Genomic DNA, 17,087 nt, shown 5'->3' with positions numbered 1-17,087 from the left:
CACGAAGATGAGCACCCGACTGATCCACCGCCCGGCCAGGACGGTCCGGCCCCCGGCCGCCTCCGAGCCCCGCACCATCGAGGCGCCGCCGAACCTCCCCGAGGGCAAGGCGGGCAACATCGCGATGTCGCTGCTGCCCGTGGCCGGCGTGATGTCGTCGGTGGTGATGATGACGGTCGTGCGCAACAGCCAGTTCGCCGCGCTCGGCGCCCTGATCCTCGTCGTCACCGTCATCGGCTCCGTCGGTCTCGTCTTCTCGCAGCGCGGCAAGGCCCAGCGCACCCGCCGCACCCAGCGCGAGGCGTACCTCGCCTACCTGGAGGACCTCCGGGAGGAACTCGCCGCCGAGGAGCGCGAGGGCGCCGAGCGGGCCGGGGTGCTCAACCCGCCGCCCAGCGCCCTGTACGACATCGTGCGGGACCCGGCCCGGCTGTGGGAACGGCGCCGGGTCGACGGTGACTTCCTGCGCGTGCGGGTCGGCACCGGCGAGATGCCGGTGCGGGACCTGCGGATCGCCGACCAGGGCTCGACCGTGCTCACCCCGCCCGACCGGTTCATGCTCAACGAGGCCTCGGCGCTGACCGCCCGGTTCCGTACCGGCACCGAACTGCCGCTGACCGTACCGCTGGACCGGGTCGGCAACGTCACCGTGATCGGCCCGCGGGAGGACGGCCTGCGCGTGGCCCGCGCCCTGCTGATGCAGGCCGCCGCCACCCACGCCCCCGATGACGTGGCCGTCGCGCTGGCGGTGCCCGGCGACCGGCTCGCGGACTGGGAGTGGGCCAAGTGGCTGCCGCACCTGCTGGACACCGAGCAGCTCGACGGGCCGGTCGCCGCCCGCCGGATCGCCCCGTCCACGGACCGGCTCGCCCGCCTGCTCGGGCCCGAACTGCGCCGCCGCGCCTCCTACGCCGCCGAGGTGCGCCGCGGGCTGTCCGGCAAGGACGCGCTGTCCATGACCTCCCGGCTCCTCGTCATCGGCGACGCACACGGGGAGGACGCCGTCGAACTCCCGCGCCCCGACGACGCCGTCGGGCTGCGCGAGATGGGCGTCACCGTCCTGCACCTGCTCGACCAGCGCATCCAGGAGCCGGGCCACGTCGGGGTACGGATCACCGTCGAGGGCGACCGGGTGCTCATCGAGGACCTGCGCGCGGAGGAGCCGGTCAGTGCCCACGGCACGGTGGACGAGGTCGGCGTCCCCTTCGCCGAGGGCCTGGCCCGGATGCTCGCGCCGCTGCGGCTGTCCGCCGAGTCGCTGATCGACGCCCCGCTGTCGGGCCCCGTCGACTTCGCCGGGCTGCTGGGCATCGAGGACGTGGCCCGGCTCGACGTCAACGGCCTGTGGGCGCAGCGCGGCGAGCGCGCCTTCCTCCGCGTGCCCATCGGCATCAGCGACTCCCACGAGCCGGTGCTGCTCGACCTGAAGGAGTCCTCCGAGCTGGGCATGGGCCCGCACGGCCTGTGCGTCGGCGCCACCGGCTCCGGCAAGTCGGAGCTGCTGCGCACCCTGGTGCTCGCGCTGGTGGCGACGCACCCCCCGGAGGACCTCGCCCTCGTACTCGTCGACTACAAGGGCGGCGCGACCTTCGCCCCCTTCGCCTCCCTGCCGCACGTCGCCGGTGTCATCACCAACCTGGAGAACCAGGCCGGTCTGGTCGAGCGCGTGCACGCCTCGCTCGCGGGCGAGGTCAAGCGCCGCCAGCAGGTCCTCAAGGACGCGGGCAACATCGCCGACATCGGCGACTACAACGCGCTGCGCACCGGCCGCCGCCCCGATCTGGAGCCGCTGCCGCACCTGTTCGTCGTCATCGACGAGTTCGGCGAGCTGCTCACCGCCAAGCCCGACTTCATCGACCTGTTCCTGTCCATCGGGCGGATCGGCCGCTCCATCGGGGTGCACCTGCTGCTGTCCAGCCAGCGGATCGAGGGCGGCAAGCTCAAGGGCCTGGACACCTACCTGTCCTACCGGCTGGGCCTGCGCACGTTCTCCGCCGACGAGTCCCGTACGGTCCTGGACACCACGGACGCCTTCCACCTCCCGCCGCTGCCCGGCTTCGGCTACCTGAAGGTGGACACCAGCCACTACGAACGCTTCAAGGCGAGCTACGTATCCGGCCCCTACCGGGGCCCCGTCGAGCGCACCGACGAGCAGGACACCGGGCCCCTGGCCCTCGCGTACGAGGCGTTCAACACCCTCGCGGAGCCGGAGGGCGCGCAGGGGCCGGAGCTCACGGCGCGGCGCCGCGAGACCGGCCCGACCGAGCTGGGGGTCATCGTCGGCCAGCTGGAGCGGGCCGCCGCGCCGGTACGCCGGATCTGGCTCCCCCCGCTGCCCGCCGCGATCGCCCTGGACACGGTCGCGGGCCCGCTGGACGCCGGTCCGCGCGGCGTGCAGCTCGCCAAGCGGCGCGGGCGGCTGACGGTCCCGCTCGGGGTGCTCGACGACCCGACGAAGCAGTGGCAGGGCGAGTGGTACCTCGACCTGACGGTGGCGGGCGGCCACGCCGCCGTCATCGGCGGCCCGCAGTCCGGCAAGACCACCCTGCTGCGCACCCTGGTCCTCTCGCTCGCCCTCACCCACACCCCGCAGGAAGTCGGCGTCTACGGGCTCGACCTGGTCGGGGGCGGGCTCCAGGCCCTCGCCGGGCTGCCGCACGTCGGCGGGATCGCGGGTCGCGCGGACCGGGAGCGGGCGGCCCGGACCGTGGAAGAGGTCCGCACGATGCTCGCCCTGCGCGAGGAACTCTTCCGCGAGCACGGGATCGACTCGGTCGAGCAGCTGCGCACCCTGCACGCGGCGGGCCGGCTGCCCCAGCTCGCCTCCGCCGAGATCGTCCTGGTCATCGACGGCTTCGGCGCGCTGCGCGACGACTTCGAGAACCTGGACGACGCCGTCGTGGACGTCCTCAAGCGCGGCGGCGGGTACGGCATCCACGTCGTCGCCGGCATGCTGCGCTGGAACGACGTACGGATCGCCACCCAGTCGAACTTCGGGACGCGGGTCGAGCTGCGGCTCAACGATCCCAGCGAGTCCAGCGTCGACCGCAAGCTGGCCGAGACGCTGTCGCCCGAGGAACCCGGCCGGGTGCTGACCGACGGCAAGCTCTTCGCCCAGGTCGCGCTGCCCCGGACGGACGGGCTGGCCGACGCCTCGGAGCTGGGCGCGGTGCTGGAGCGCACGGCCCGTACGGTGCGGGCCACTTGGAGCGGGGAGAGCGCCCAGCCGGTACGGGTGCTGCCGCACGTCCTGGAGCCGCACCTGCTGCCCGGTCCGGCCGCCGAGCCGAAGCGGGTGCCGATCGGCCTGGACCAGACGGCGCTGGCGCCGGTCCTGCTCGACCTGTTCCGGCACGACCAGCACCTGCTGGTGCTGGGCGACAGCGAGTGCGGCAAGACGAACCTGCTCAAGACCATCGCCGGCGGCCTCGTCGAACGCTACGGCGAGGAGGAGCTGGTCTTCGCCGTCATGGACCCGCGGCGCGGCCTGCGCGGGGTGGTCCCCGAGGAGTTCAACGGCGGCTACGCGTACAACGCCAAGCTGTGCGCGGGTCTCGCCGCCGGTATCGCCACCGAGCTGGAGCGGCGGATGCCGGACGACGGCGCGCCGCTGGAGGACCTGGAGCCGGGCAGTTGGGGCGGCGGCCCGCGGATCGTCGTACTCGTCGACGACTACGACGTACTGACCACGGCCGGACAGTCGCCGCTGGCGCCGTTCCTGCCGTACGTGCCCTCGGCCGCGGACATCGGCCTGCACTTCGTCCTGACCCGCCGGGTCGCCGGTGCCTCGCGCGGCATGTACGAGCCGTTGGTGCAGGGGCTGCGCGAATCGGGCGCCTCGGCCCTGGTCATGGCGGGCGACCGCAGCGAGGGCCAGCTGCTGCCCGGGGTGTACGCCTCCCAGCAGCCCGCCGGGCGGGGGGTGCTGGTCCGCCGGGGCCAGTCGAGCCGACTGATCCAGACCGTGTACACCCGGGTGTGAGCCCCTGCTCCGCCCGGGCTGCCCGCCCGCTCTCCGACCGAAGGAGCTGACCAGCACATGACCAAGGACGTCGTCGCCCTCACCGAGCGGATGCCCGATCCGTGGACCGTGCTCGCCGGACTGCTCTCCGGGGGGCCCGACAAGCTGGTGAACGCGGGGGCCGAGGGGGCCGTCGTACAGCTGTGCGACGAGCAGGGCCGCCCGCTCGTCTCCATCGAGGCGCCGCTGCTGGTGCAGGTCGAGGGCGAGGCCGAGCGGCTGCTCGGAGCCACCGCCCCGCCGGTCCCGTTCTGGTGGACGGAGGCCCGCGCCACCACCGGCGTCGCCGAGGCCGGCCGGCTGGCCGGCACCTTCGCCGCCCGGCTGGCCGCGCTGGCGGGCGGCTCCGCCTGGCCGCGCGAACCGGGGCGCTCGCTGGCCGTGGTGCGGACCGAGGGGGTGAGCGTGGCGCCGGAGCCGGCCGCCGCGCAGCCCGCCGTCGACGTGCTCACCGACCGGGTGGCCGTCGTCATCCAGGACCGCCCGGTGGTGGCCATGACCGCCTGGCTCGCGGACGCCTTCCGGGCCGCCGCCGACGCGGAGCTGGGCCTGCAGGTCGTCACCCCGCCGGGCACCACCCTCTCCCCCGCCGTCCGGGACGGCCTGAGCGGCCGGCCCTCGCGCTGGGTGGTGCAGGACGAGCGGGACGGCTACTACGACGGCCTCACCGGGGCCGTACTGCGCTGGCAGGGCGGGCTCTTCGCCCCGGTCGAGGCGCTCGACGCGACTCCCGAGGACCCGCGCACCCCGGTGGCGGCCGCGTACCGGGACGTCGTCGCGACCGGGGAGCGGCAGCTGGCGGTCACCTTCCGCACGGTCCACCCCGCCGACGACCGGCTCGTACTGGGGGGCGCGCTGGAGGCGGTGTGGCGGGAACTGACCGGCGCACCGCCGGCCGGTTGGGGCACAGCGGAGCCGGCCAACCTGCCGTGGTCCCCGGCGCGGCTGACCGACGTCGCGTACGCGCGGGCGCCGGAGCCGACCTGGTTCGTGGTGGTCGGCGGTCGCGAGCGTCCCGGCCTCGCCACGGTGCGGGTCCGCCGTACGGAGGCGGGCGTCGAGGAGGAGGTCACCCTCGCGTTCGGCTACGGGGCGGACGAGGAGCCCCCGTTGGACGCGCTGACCGGGACCGCGGAGCTGCTCGCCACCCGCCACCACCTCCAGTCGATGCTCGTACAGCTCCGCAAAGCCCGCCGCGACCTGGCGGTGCCGCCGCGCTTCGAGGGACCGGGCGTACCGGTGGCCTTCGTCCTCGGGGCGGAGGAGGTCCGCGCGATGCCGGGCGACCGGGCCCGCAACACGCCGCTGGCGGCACGGCCGGTGCCGCTGGGGCCGAAGGCCCGGCCGGCGCTGTACTACCCGCTGCCGGGGGACCCGTCGGACCTGTCGGGGTGGCGGGACTTCGAGGTGCTGATGCGGCATCTGAAGGGCGTATGAGCGGACCCGTTGGGATGTTCGGCTTTGGTCACAACTGGCAGATTGCAGGTTGCAAGAGCGACGCATGTTGGCAGAATTGGTCAGACTGATGGTCGTTCTATCGTGACGGGGGTGTGAGATGAAGTTCGACATGGGGACGCAGGTCCTGTCCAGCCTGATGTCGGGGTCGCGGACGTCGAGCACGGATCTGGGGACGCTGATCCGGCAGTTGATCGCGGCGGCGCATCCGTTGGAGGGGAAGTTCAACGGTCAGGGGAAGGTCGCGTTCGATTCGTTCAAGGAGCACTCGGACGGGATCACGAAGGAGCTGAACGCGGCCTTGTCGGCGATCCTGGGCGGTCAGTCGGGGATGGAGCAGGCGTTCGGGACCGGTGACGTGGAGCAGGGTGACAACGCGCGGCAGCAGATGTCGGCGGCGAACTTCGACGCGGCGCGTTTCTCGGGCCGCTGAGCGACGGCCGTCGTAAGTCTTTTCAACCAGACGGGGAGTGTGATGTGTGATGGCCGGTGGCACGGACCGTCGTTCGTATGACACGGGTGCGTCGACGGAGGCGCAGGGCAACATCCAGGTCGTGATCGGGCAGTTGGAGCAGGTGATCGCGGCGCGGGACGCGCAGGTGAAGGCGGCGATGTCGGACTTCGCGGCGGACGGTGTGGCGGATGAGTACCACGGCAAGGAACTGCGCTGGAAGAACGCCTCTCAAGAGGTGAAGAACATCATCCAGTTGTTGAAGTCGACGCTGGAGAAGAACGACGCGACGGCGCACCAGACGATCGCGCGGGCGAAGGCCGCGGTCGACAACATCGGCTGAGCCGGACGGGTCGGACGGTTTTACGGGGGACGTATGACGTCGTGGGACATCAAGCCTCAGGGTGTGCAGTCGCAGTTGAAGCTCACCGGTGAGCGGGCGGGTGAGCTGGAGAAGGCGCTGAACGCGCTGATGGGTCACATGTCGGAGGCGGCGTACGCGGCGGGCACGGCGGTGCCGGGTTCGGCGGCGACGGTGCCGAACGCGGCGCGCCAGGGTCCGGTGGCGACGGGGCAGGTGGCGTTGTCGCACCGGGGGACGACGGGCCCGGTGGGTGCGGCGCTGTCGCAGTACCTGGAGAAGCGCCAGCCGGACGTGAAGGCGATGGTGGACCGGATCCAGGCGGCGGTGCTGGGTGCGGCGAAGGCGACGAACGAGTACATCGAGGGTGATCTGGACGCGGCCAAGCATGCTCAGGACGCGGCGAAGAACGTGCGGCTGGATGAGCTGCGGGACGCGGCGGGGGGCGGCAAGTGAGCAACAACGATCCGGTCGATCCCGCCGAGGTGCCGGTGTTCACCGGTGAACTGGCGGTGCTGGACGAGAAGGTCAAGGCGCTGTCGGGGGACGGTGGGGCGCTGGCGAACGCCGGTACTTCGGTGCACACCACGTTCGGTGGTCTGTCGGCGTACTACCAGGCGCCCGAGGCCGAGCAGCTGTTCGCGGTGACGAAGCCGGTCGCGGACACCACGATGTCGTTCAGTGGTGACATGTGCACCATCGCGGGCGCGCTGGGTTCGTACGCGAACGAGATCCGTCCGCTGGTCAAGCAGCTGGAGACGCTGAAGGCGCAGGCTGCGTCGTTCAAGTCGAAGGTTTCGGACGACAGCAAGTGGAACGAGGACGGGGACCTCGTCGAGGAGAACCTCGACCGCCGTAACAAGATCGCCGAGGTGTGGTCGCAGTTCCAGGCCGCCGAGCGCACCGCACACGACAAGATCGTGGCGCTGGTGGGCGGGGCGCCGCTGAAGGTCGATGACGGCTCGCACGGCGCGAACATGTACGGCTATGACGCGGAGGCGCTCAAGCATTCCAAGTCGCTGCCGTGGGGGGAGGCGGTCGAGGAGTCGGTGCCGTGGTGGCAGGTGTGGGAGCACGCCTACGACTTCGGCAAGGGCGTCATCGTGGACGGTGTGTGGGGCACGGTCAAGGGCCTGGGCACGCTGGTCGGCTGTGACGGCTGGGAGGCCACGAAGCAGGCCTGGACGGGGCTGGCGAAGCTGTCGACGGGTATCGCGATCACCTTGACGCCGGGCGCGGCCACGGCGTTCTGGATGGCGGACGACAAGGACCTGCCGTCCTGGATCCGTGATTCGCGCACGGCGATGAAGGAGACGGGCAAGGCGCTGCTGGCGTGGGACCAGTGGAGCGAGAACCCCTCGCGGGCGGCGGGCGCGGTCACCTTCAACGTGCTCACCGCGGTGTTCACCGACGGCGCGGGCGCGGCGGCGTCGGGCGCGGGCAAGGCCGGGGTCGCGGCGAAGGCGCTGTCCTTCGCGGGCAAGGCCGGGCGGGCCATCGACCCGATGACGTACGTGTTCAAAGGCGCGGGCGCCGGCCTGTCGAAGCTCGGCGACGTGATGGCCGGCCTCAAGGGCATCGGGAAGATAGAGATCCCAAAGATCTCCGAGGGCGCGTTCGCGCTGCCCGACGGCTCCACGATGCTGCCCGACGGAACGATTCACCTCCCCTCGGGCACCGCGGTCCCCGAGGGTGCGATCAAGCTCCCGGACGGGGGCATCAAACTCCCCGAGGGCACCGCCACCCTGCCCCCGGGCACGGTCAAACTGCCCTTCGACGACAGCCCCGCGAAGTACATGGACGCGGACGGCAACCTCTACAAGAAGGACGGCAGCCTCTTCCAACGCGCCGCCGACGCCAAACCCGAAACCCCGTCGGCCCCGGCCCACGCCCCGAAGGTCGAGGCCCCCGTCCTGGCGGGCGTCGGCGCCCGCGGCGGCGACGACGTGATCCGCCTCGGCTCCGACATGTCCGACCCGGTCCACGTGGGCGACCACACCCCGACGGGCCACGCGGGCGACCACACCCCGGGCGGCCACGCCCCGGACGGCATGCCGCGCAACGACCTCAACACCACCCCGGGCACCCCCCACCCGGGCGACACCCCCTCCATCGGCGCCCACCCGGACGGCCCGGGCACGGGCAGCCACCATCCGGACGGCCCGGGGACTGGGGGCCACCCCGACGGCCCGTCCACCGGCGGCCCCCACCTCCCCGACACCCCGGGCGCGGGCAGCCACCTCCCGGACCACCCGGGCGGGGGCGGCCTGGACGACGCGGCGCGTGCGGGCGACGGGGCGGCCGGCAACGGCCCGGTCACCCGGGAGCCGGTGGAGCGGCCCGGCTTCATGCAGGACGGCGACAACCCCTACGGACCGCACCTGACAGAGACCCAAGTCGAAGAAATCCAGGTGTACCGGGCCAACGAGGAACCGGGTTATTTCGACGACTATTACAAGAACAACGGAAATCGGAAGAACCTGGACTTCGTAGACGAGAGCGGCACCACGCCACCGCAGCTCACCAGGGCGGACGAAAATTCTCCCTGGATTCGCGCGAAGGACGCTCCCGAACCGCCTACGCCGCACTATCTCGACCGGAAATACGTGCACGAGACCCCGGGTTCGGTCACCGATCCCACACGTCTTGCCGGGCTGCAGGAAGCCACCCGGAAGCGTTTCTACTCGGTATGGGCGGATCAGCTCGCCGATACGTTCAAGAAGGAAGCGGACGCCAACCACGCGCTTCACGGCACGGAGGCCACCGCGCACGACCTGGCGGAGGGCCGCGAGGCGTACCGTCACTACCACAAGTCGATGATCGAAGAGACGGGCGCCTACGGCGAGTACGTCGCGGAGCACCACTACATCGCCGAGCACTACGCCGGGTCCACGAAGGAAACCCTGCACGGCCCCAAGAACGGCAATGACCAGTTCGACCAGGTGTGGCGCACTGCGGACGGTCGTTACGTCGTGGTCGAAGCGAAGAGCAGTGTCAGCACCAAGCTCGGCGGTCGAAACCTCCCCGACGGACGCAGGGTTTCACAAGGCTCCCAGGAGTACTTTTTCGACATAATCCGCGAAATGAAGGAGCGCGGTAAGACCATCCCGAGCGAGCGGAGGCTCGCAAAGGCACTGGAAGACGCCTTCGACGACGGGAACCTGGAATACGTGGTCGTCAAGGGCGACCAAAACGGACTCCAGTACAGTGGCTACCAGTTCCAGCGCTTCGACATCAGTAAGGGGACCCTCCGGTGACCACCATTGTCAGTAGGCACTTTGCGGCACCGGGGGCCACGGAAGAAGAGTGGGCCGAGTCACTCGGTGAGGATCTGGCCGATGACATCGACAAGCTGGAGCGGCGCCCCCACGCCCTCGGGCGCGTCTTCAACAACGCGCTCCTCCACCTCGGCGCACGTTGCACGGTCGACCCTCGTGCGGCGAAGCTGGAGACCTGGGAAGCGGTCGTCAACGCCCTGCAGGTGGGATCCGCCATCTTCGCCACGGCTTCCGCGACCGAGGGGACCGTGGAATGCCGGATCAACCGTCAGATCCGAACGCTGCCGGCCACGGGTGCGGATCAGGGCCTCACGGACCTCGGGACGTGGCTGACCACGTTCTGGCTCGCCGTGGTGTGCCGGGACCAGGCTCGCATCACCGAATTGGCTCGCTTCCCGCTCGACCGCCTCCATGGCGGCGGGTTCGACGAGTTCGTCCGGCACTGGGTCGATACGTTGCAGACGTACTGGCTCCAGGGGCCCGGCCTGGTGGAGAAGTTGACCCGCGCCGTCGAAATGTCGACTCCGGGCACCGCCGTGGAGGCTCCGCGGGAAATGTTGGAGGCGGTGCTGGCACCGCCGATCAACCTCTTCTACCTGTTCATCACCCAGAACGCGGACGGGTTCAACGAGGCGTTGGTCCAGGCACTGGAGCTGCACAAGGCGTACTGGACGGCTGACGAGAAGCGAGTGGAGAGCCCGGGCGGTCATCTCGCGCTGGCCCCCTTGGCCATCGCGTGCTTCGCCTTCGACGGCAAGATGCCGATCGAGGTCGAATCGGGCTACCTTCCCCACCACCTGCTGACTCGTGGGTGGCTCGGCGAATTCCCCACGTGACAGGCGGACCGGCCTCGGTTCGCGGCGCCACGGCTCACCGCCTCCCCCTGGCCGTCGTGTGCCAGAACCAGGACCAACTGACTGGAAGCCGACGGTTCGGTACTGGAGACCCGGGAGTCGTGCACGAGGCGCGCAAAGAGCCGTGAGGGTCTGGTCGCGCTCGGACAGCCCGCCATCCCTTGCGTGGCGGATGGGATCGCGGCGGTCCGCCGACGCCAAGGTCGAAACCCCGTCCCACACCCCGGCACCGGCCAAGACCCCACGACTGGTCTCAGCCGGCGCCCACGCCATCCACCTCGGCTGCGACATCTGCGACCCGTCCACGCAGCCGACCACACTCCCACCGGCCGCACGGGCGACCACATCCACGGCGGCCATGCCCCGGGCGGGAAAGTACGGTTGGGAACGGACCAAAAGGCGATGAACGAATTGCTGTGGGCGGGCACCCGAATCGGCTTGCCGGCCGGACCGGAGGTGATTCCATGAGGGACCCGGTGCGGCGCATCGACATCGATGACCCCGACGTCAGTTCGTTGCTCGCGATCATTCCCCGCCACCCCTTTCCTACGGGGAACGCGGAAGCGGGCCTCGCCGTGCTCCGGGACAACGCACAGGAGCTGATCGACGGCCTGGAGGAACGCTCCACCAGGCTCGGCGACGCCGTGGGTACCACCCTTACGCTGGCCAAGGCGCACTGCCTCATGGACCCGAGGGGCTCGATCTACCCCACGTGGGACGCTTGGGTGACTGCGATGCAGGTGAGCTCGGCTGCCTTCGCCGCCGCCACCACGAGCGGGGAGCACGTGCAGTGCCGCATCGCGCACAAGGACCGGACGCTGCAAACCACCGGCTCCCAGTGGTACCTGCACCCGAACACCTGGCTGACCGCCTTCTACCTCGCCGTGGTATGCCGGGAACGGGACAGGATCACGACCCTGTGCCAGGTGCCGATGTCCCTGCTCCGCGAGAACGGTTCACGCTTCGACGAATTCCACTTCGCCTGGATCGATACCCTCCAAACCTACTGGATCGGCGGCCCGGAGCTCGGCCGGAAGCTGGTGGCCGCGGTCGACGGCACGGATCCGGCAGCCATCACCGACCCGGAGGCAGTGAGCAAACTGCTGTACCCGCCGATGGAAATGTTCCACCGCATCGTCCGCAACGACAACGAAGGCTTCGACAAGGCCCTCGCGGCTGCCCTCCAGTGGCACAAGGAGTACTGGAGCGAGGAGGGCCGGGCCACCACCATTCCGGGCCTCGTCGCGCTCGCGCCGCTCGCCATGGCCTGCCTCGCCCACGACGCCGGCATGCCCATCGAGGTCGAGTCCGACTACCTGCCCGCTACCCTCATCAGCCGCAACTGGGCCGGCGAGTTCCCCACGTAAGCGGCTCACTGGAAGACGGGATGCCGAGAGGTCCCAAGAGGGTTGGATGTCGGTTCTCATGCGCGCACCGCGGGAGTGCGGCTCGTGGTTCTGGGATCTCGTGGAGGTGGCGGAGCCGGGTCTTGAATCCGCACTCCGGACTGCGGCCCGTATGTCGGCCATACTGGCCGAGTACGGGTTGCTCGAAGTCCACTCGTTGGAGTGGAGCTGGTTCGAGATCGGCAAAGGCGGCCTGGGCATCCACAGCCGGCTCGACATCCACGGGGCCTCGCTCGACGATGCGGAACTGCCGAAAATGATGCGGGCATGCCAACCCGTTGGCCATCCGGCCGCGGAGATGTCCGGAATCCTCGTGCTGGGGTACGGCCGATGGGGCAATGCGGAGGGCGAGCGTCGGCGTGAATACCGCCTCGTCGAGCTCCGGGTATCACCGGACCCCGGGGACCCGTCAGCAGAGCTGTCCGTGTACCACGACATGTGGGGCGCCTGTGATTTCCGGGGCGATCCGCACCCCGCTGTCCACGCGAACAATGCCCCGCGCCTCGCCGGGGCATTGCGAGACCTCGACGAGGTGCTGGGAGTCGCGGCCGAGCCGGGCGAGCCGACTTATTTCGGCGTTGCCGAGGAGTACGGATCAAGGCTCCTGAACTCGTCGGGGGTCGCGGGCCCGATCTCACCGACCTGATGTAGCGGGCCCTGGTCGTTGTACGCGGTTCCGGAACAGCCGATGCAAGCCCGCCGGGGCGAGCGAGGACGCGTAGGGGCGTGCGTGGCCCTTCTTCGACATCGCGGAGCACGTCGACGCCGACGTGCGGACGCCGGCCGACGTGGCCGCCGAGGTGGAAGGTCTGGTGCGGGGGCCGGCTCCGGAGTCGCTGCGGGCCCTGTGCCGCGCGGTCGTCCGCTGGGGCTGCCTGGGTGGCGCCCGCACCGGGCCGACCGCCGGTCTGCCGGACCCGTACGAGCCGCTCCTGCTGCTGTTCGAGCGCGGTGGCGGGTTCTACCTGGAGGAGTACCTCGACCTCAACGGCGTGATGATCCCGCTGGGAACCGTGGAGACCAACGCCTCCGCGCCACCCTTCCTCACCGTCGCCCCCGCCACCCTCGACGCCGAGGGCGAGATCACGTACCACGCGAAGACCGACGAACGGCACCCCCGGCAGAGCCCGAGGGGCATCGTCCGCCGCCGGGTAGACGAGGACGGGAGTCATGACGAGGCATTCACCCGCGACCTGCGCTGGGAGCCGACCGAGTACCTCAGGCTCTACGCGCTCGGCCACGACGACGTCGACCACGTCCGCGTCGTCGAACACGAGGCGGCCGCCTTCATCGAGTCGGTGACGGCGAACCCCACGGGCTCGGGCTGAACGGAAGCGAACGTTTCCGCCGGGGCGGCCGTGGTCACCGGCGCGCCCCTGCCCTGGGTGAGTGGTGCCCGGAGCCGGACTTGAACCGGCACGGCCCGAAGGCCAGCGAGGTTTAAGCTCGCCGTGTCTGCATTCCACCATCCGGGCAGGGCGTGGCGACCCCCGTGGAAGATCTGTGAACGCTACGGGTGAGCCTATCCGTAGTATCCCTGCTCCGACCTGGGCGTCTGTCCGATGTTGTCTGATTTTATTGGCGCTTGAGTGGTCGTCAGGCGCGATAACACGCGGTCGGCCCCTTCCCGGCGACGATCTCCCCCACGCGCAATTGACGGGATTTCGCCTCCCCGCGCCACCCCGTCCGCCACCCCGTCCGCAAGGGCGGCCACAGCGGCGGAGTCATACCAGAGGAGGAGGCGGGCCGCCCCGTGGTCAGCCTCCGGTGGGCCGTCGAACCGGCACCGCGGCTGATCCGGGGCGGGGGTGCGCGCGGGGAGGATGGGAGGGTCCCGCCACAGCGCAGCACCCCGCTCGACAGGAGTCCCCCGTGACCGCCATGAACTACGCCCCCACCACCCAGGCGGTGGCCGCCCGCGCCACGCAGCTGTCCAAGGTGTACGGCCAGGGCGAGACCCAGGTGGTGGCGCTGGACAACGTCTCCGTCGACTTCGGCCAGGGCCGGTTCACCGCGATCATGGGCCCCTCCGGCTCCGGCAAGTCCACGCTGATGCACTGCGTCGCGGGCCTGGACACCTTCTCCGGCGGCTCCGTGCGCATCGGCGACACCGAGCTCGGCTCCCTCAAGGACAAGCAGCTGACCCAGCTGCGCCGGGACAAGATCGGCTTCATCTTCCAGGCCTTCAACCTGCTGCCGACGCTGACGGCCCTGGAGAACATCACGCTGCCCATGGACATAGCCGGCCGCAAGCCCGACCAGCAGTGGCTGGACTCGGTGATCCGCATGGTCGGCCTCTCCGACCGCCTCGGCCACCGCCCGACGCAGCTGTCCGGCGGCCAGCAGCAGCGCGTGGCCGTGGCCCGCGCCCTCGCCTCCCGGCCGGAGATCATCTTCGGTGACGAGCCCACCGGCAACCTCGACTCCCGCTCCGGCGCGGAGGTGCTCGGCTTCCTGCGCAACTCCGTCCGCGAGATGGGCCAGACCGTCGTGATGGTCACCCACGACCCGGTCGCCGCCTCCTACGCGGACCGCGTCATCTTCCTCGCCGACGGCCGCATCGTCGACGAGATGCTGAGCCCGAGCGCCGACGGCGTCCTCGACCGCATGAAGGCCTTCGACGCCAAGGGCCGCACCAGCTGAGGGACCGCCCCTCCCCGTCCCCGCTGACCTCCGACCCCCTGGACGCCTCCACCATGTTCCGTACCGCCCTGCGCAACGTCCTCGCGCACAAGGCAAGGCTGTTGATGACGGTGCTCGCCGTCGTCCTCGGCGTGGCCTTCGTCTCCGGCACGCTCGTCTTCACCGACACCGTCGGCAAGGCCCTCTCCGGCCAGTCCGCCAAGAGCTTCGACGGCATCGCCGTCTCCGTCACCGCCGACGGCCGCTCCCGCAACGACGCCGGGACCAAGGAGGGCGAGCCGGGCATCAGCGCGCAGACCCTCGACAAGGTCAAGGCCCTTCCGGGCGTCGACACCGTCTCCGGCCGCGTCTCCGGCTTCGCCGGGGTCGCCGACCCCGACGGCAAGCTGATCGGCAGCGGCTGGGCCAACCGCGGTTCCAACTTCGCCCCGGTCAAGGACGGCAAGGACCCCCGCTACACCTTCACCGAGGGCAACGGCCCCGCGAAGGCCGACCAGATCGCCCTCGACGAGGAGACCGCCCGGCGCGGCCAGTACGAGGTCGGCGACAAGGTCCGGGTGGCCTCCAACGGCCTGCCCTCCGAGTACACCCTCGCCGGCGTGTTCACCACCGAGGACGGCCAGGTCAACGCGGGCGGCTCGCTGGTGCTGTTCGACACCACCACCGCCCAGCGGCTCTACCTGGCCCCCGGCTTCTACGAGGAGCTCTCGGTCAGCGCCGCGCCCGGTACCACCGCCGACCGGCTGCTGTCCGAGGTCAAGCCGCTCATCGGCAAGGACGCCACGGCCAAGACCGGCGCCGAGCTGGCCGCCGAGCAGGCCAAGAACATCGAGCGGCAGATGGACACCACCAACCAGATGCTGCTGACCTTCGCACTGATCTCGCTGTTCGTCGGCATCTTCCTGATCTACAACACCTTCACGATGCTGGTCGCCCAGCGCACCAAGGAGCTGGCCCTGCTGCGCGCCATCGGCGCCAACCGCGGCCAGGTCAAGCGGTCCGTGCTGGCCGAGGCCCTCGTCGTCGGCGTGGTCTCCTCCGCCGTCGGCCTGCTGGCCGGCGTCGGCCTCGCGGTCGGCATGCGCTCCCTGATGGACTCCATCGGCGCGAAGATCCCGGCCGGTCCGCTGGTCGTCAGCCCGGGGACCGTCCTGACCGCGATCGTCATCGGTGTCCTCGTCACGCTGCTCGCGGCCTGGCTGCCCGCCCGCCGCACCGCCAAGATCGCCCCGGTCGCCGCCATGGGAAGCGCCCACCTGCCGGCCACCGCCAAGTCCCTGGTGCTGCGCAACAGCATCGGCGGCGCGCTCACCCTGTTCGGCCTGGCCGGGATCCTCGGCGGCGCGCTGGTCGGCAAGGACGGCAAGATGATCATCGGCGCGGGCGCCTTCCTCACGATGATCGGCATCATCGTCCTGCTGCCCGCGCTCTCCCGCCCGGTCATCGCCGCCCTGCGCCCGGCGCTGCGCAAGGCCTTCGGGGTGGCCGGCAAGCTTGCCGCACAGAACGCCGTGCGCAACCCGCGCCGTACCGCCGTCACCGCGGCCTCGCTGGCCATCGGCCTGACCCTGGTCACCGCCCTGTCGGTGCTGGGCGTGACCATGGGCAAGGCCGTGGACCGGATGACCACGGACCAGCTCAAGGCCGACTACAAGGTCTCCCTGTCCGGCGGTTTCGGCAGCCTCGACCAGAGCGTGATCGGCGCGCTGGCCAAGGCGCCGGGCGTCAAGGCGGTCTCCCCGCAGCAGGCCGGGTCGCTGCGCTTCGGCGGCGGCAAGGAATTCAGCTCCGTCTCCGGCGTCGAGCCGGCCGCGATCGGATCGCTCCTCAACATCGAGGTCACCGCCGGTTCGCTGGACAGCCTCGGCAAGGGCCAGGTCGCGGTCGCCGACACGACGGCGAAGTCCCACGGGCTCAAGGTCGGTTCGGTCCTCAAGACCGCATTCGACGACGACAAGAAGGGTGATCTGGTCGTCGGCGCCGTCTACAAGGAGATGGACGGCATGCTCTCCCCCTACCTGATCGACTACAAGATCCTCAGCCAGCACGAGGAGAAGCCCTACCTGCCCGAGGTCTTCGTCAAGATGGACGGCGGCCCCTCCGCCAAGGCCCAGCAGACCCTGGTCGACGCACTCGGCAAGAACCCGGCGATGAACATCGCCACCCAGCAGGACATGCGCAACGAGCTGGGCGGGGCGATCAACACCGCGCTCAACATCATGTACGGCCTGCTGGGCATGGCGCTGATCATCTCGGTGCTCGGCGTCGTCAACACCCTGGCCATGTCCGTCTACGAGCGGACCCAGGAGATCGGCATGCTGCGCGCCATCGGCCTGGACCGGGGCCGGGTCAAGAACATGATCCGCCTGGAGGCCATCGTGATCTCGCTGTTCGGCGCGGTCATCGGTGTCGCCCTCGGTACGTTCATCGCCTGGGCCGTCGGCCAGACCATCAAGGACGGCGTGCCGCACTACGCGCTGGTCGTCCCGTTCGACCGGATCGCGATCTTCATGCTGCTGGCCGGTGTGGTCGGCGCCCTGGCGGCCATGTGGCCGGCCCGCAGCGCCGCCCGGCTGAACATGCTGACCGCCATCAAGACCGAGTAGCGGCAGGCACCG

At 70.6% G+C, this 17,087-nt stretch carries 12 protein-coding genes and 1 tRNA gene; 12 read left to right on the top strand and 1 reads right to left on the bottom strand.

The annotated features are described in order from the left end of the window. The first annotated feature begins 7 nt into the window (after positions 1–7). From eccCa to ACZ4M3_RS25790, 10 genes are all read left to right on the top strand, one after another. The gene (eccCa, locus tag ACZ4M3_RS25835; protein WP_467736433.1) at positions 8–3,982 is read left to right on the top strand and encodes a type VII secretion protein EccCa; all 3,975 of its coding nucleotides are present in this window, start codon (positions 8–10) and stop codon (positions 3,980–3,982) included. Between the two features lie 57 nt (positions 3,983–4,039). Further along, positions 4,040–5,458 carry a DUF6177 family protein gene (locus ACZ4M3_RS25830; protein WP_467736431.1) on the top strand — a complete coding sequence of 473 codons (1,419 nt, stop codon included), beginning with the start codon at positions 4,040–4,042 and terminating at the stop codon, positions 5,456–5,458. Between the two features lie 118 nt (positions 5,459–5,576). After that, complete coding sequence (locus ACZ4M3_RS25825; RefSeq protein WP_467736429.1) at positions 5,577–5,909, top strand: hypothetical protein; 333 nt, start codon at positions 5,577–5,579, stop codon at positions 5,907–5,909. Positions 5,910–5,958: 49 nt separating this feature from the next. Then, entirely contained in the window at positions 5,959–6,270 is a 312-nt protein-coding gene (locus ACZ4M3_RS25820; protein WP_467736427.1) for a pore-forming ESAT-6 family protein, read from the top strand. A 33-nt stretch (positions 6,271–6,303) separates the two neighbouring features. Beyond that, entirely contained in the window at positions 6,304–6,744 is a 441-nt protein-coding gene (locus ACZ4M3_RS25815) for a DUF6507 family protein (RefSeq protein WP_467736425.1), read from the top strand. Further along, on the top strand, positions 6,741–9,545 hold the full coding sequence (locus ACZ4M3_RS25810; protein ID WP_467736423.1) for a hypothetical protein: 2,805 nt from the start codon (positions 6,741–6,743) through the stop codon (positions 9,543–9,545). Before ACZ4M3_RS25815 ends, ACZ4M3_RS25810 begins: the two co-directional genes overlap by 4 nt. Beyond that, positions 9,542–10,402: an immunity 49 family protein gene (locus ACZ4M3_RS25805; RefSeq protein ID WP_467736421.1), complete on the top strand. Its 861-nt coding sequence runs from the start codon at positions 9,542–9,544 to the stop codon at positions 10,400–10,402. Before ACZ4M3_RS25810 ends, ACZ4M3_RS25805 begins: the two co-directional genes overlap by 4 nt. A 482-nt stretch (positions 10,403–10,884) precedes the next feature. After that, the gene (locus ACZ4M3_RS25800) at positions 10,885–11,787 is read left to right on the top strand and encodes an immunity 49 family protein (protein ID WP_467736419.1); all 903 of its coding nucleotides are present in this window, start codon (positions 10,885–10,887) and stop codon (positions 11,785–11,787) included. 46 nt (positions 11,788–11,833) lie between these two features. Beyond that, positions 11,834–12,472: a hypothetical protein gene (locus ACZ4M3_RS25795; RefSeq protein ID WP_467736417.1), complete on the top strand. Its 639-nt coding sequence runs from the start codon at positions 11,834–11,836 to the stop codon at positions 12,470–12,472. Between the two features lie 142 nt (positions 12,473–12,614). Further along, positions 12,615–13,154 carry a hypothetical protein gene (locus tag ACZ4M3_RS25790; protein WP_467736415.1) on the top strand — a complete coding sequence of 180 codons (540 nt, stop codon included), beginning with the start codon at positions 12,615–12,617 and terminating at the stop codon, positions 13,152–13,154. A gap of 62 nt (positions 13,155–13,216) precedes the next feature. Here the strand turns inward: ACZ4M3_RS25790 and ACZ4M3_RS25785 are convergent. Next, a tRNA-Leu gene (locus ACZ4M3_RS25785) sits at positions 13,217–13,301 on the bottom strand. 406 nt (positions 13,302–13,707) lie between these two features. On the opposite strand from ACZ4M3_RS25785, the gene ACZ4M3_RS25780 reads away from it, so the two are divergent. Continuing rightward, on the top strand, positions 13,708–14,469 hold the full coding sequence (locus ACZ4M3_RS25780; RefSeq protein ID WP_463413988.1) for an ABC transporter ATP-binding protein: 762 nt from the start codon (positions 13,708–13,710) through the stop codon (positions 14,467–14,469). A 53-nt stretch (positions 14,470–14,522) separates the two neighbouring features. Next, a complete protein-coding gene (locus tag ACZ4M3_RS25775; RefSeq protein ID WP_467736413.1) occupies positions 14,523–17,075 on the top strand; it encodes an ABC transporter permease in 2,553 nt (850 codons plus the stop codon). The last annotated feature ends 12 nt before the right edge of the window (positions 17,076–17,087 follow it).

The organism is Streptomyces sp. NPDC026522 (genome assembly GCF_055567555.1).
Note: the sequence above shows the minus strand (reverse complement) of the source record. Positions and strands in the feature narration are given on the sequence as shown.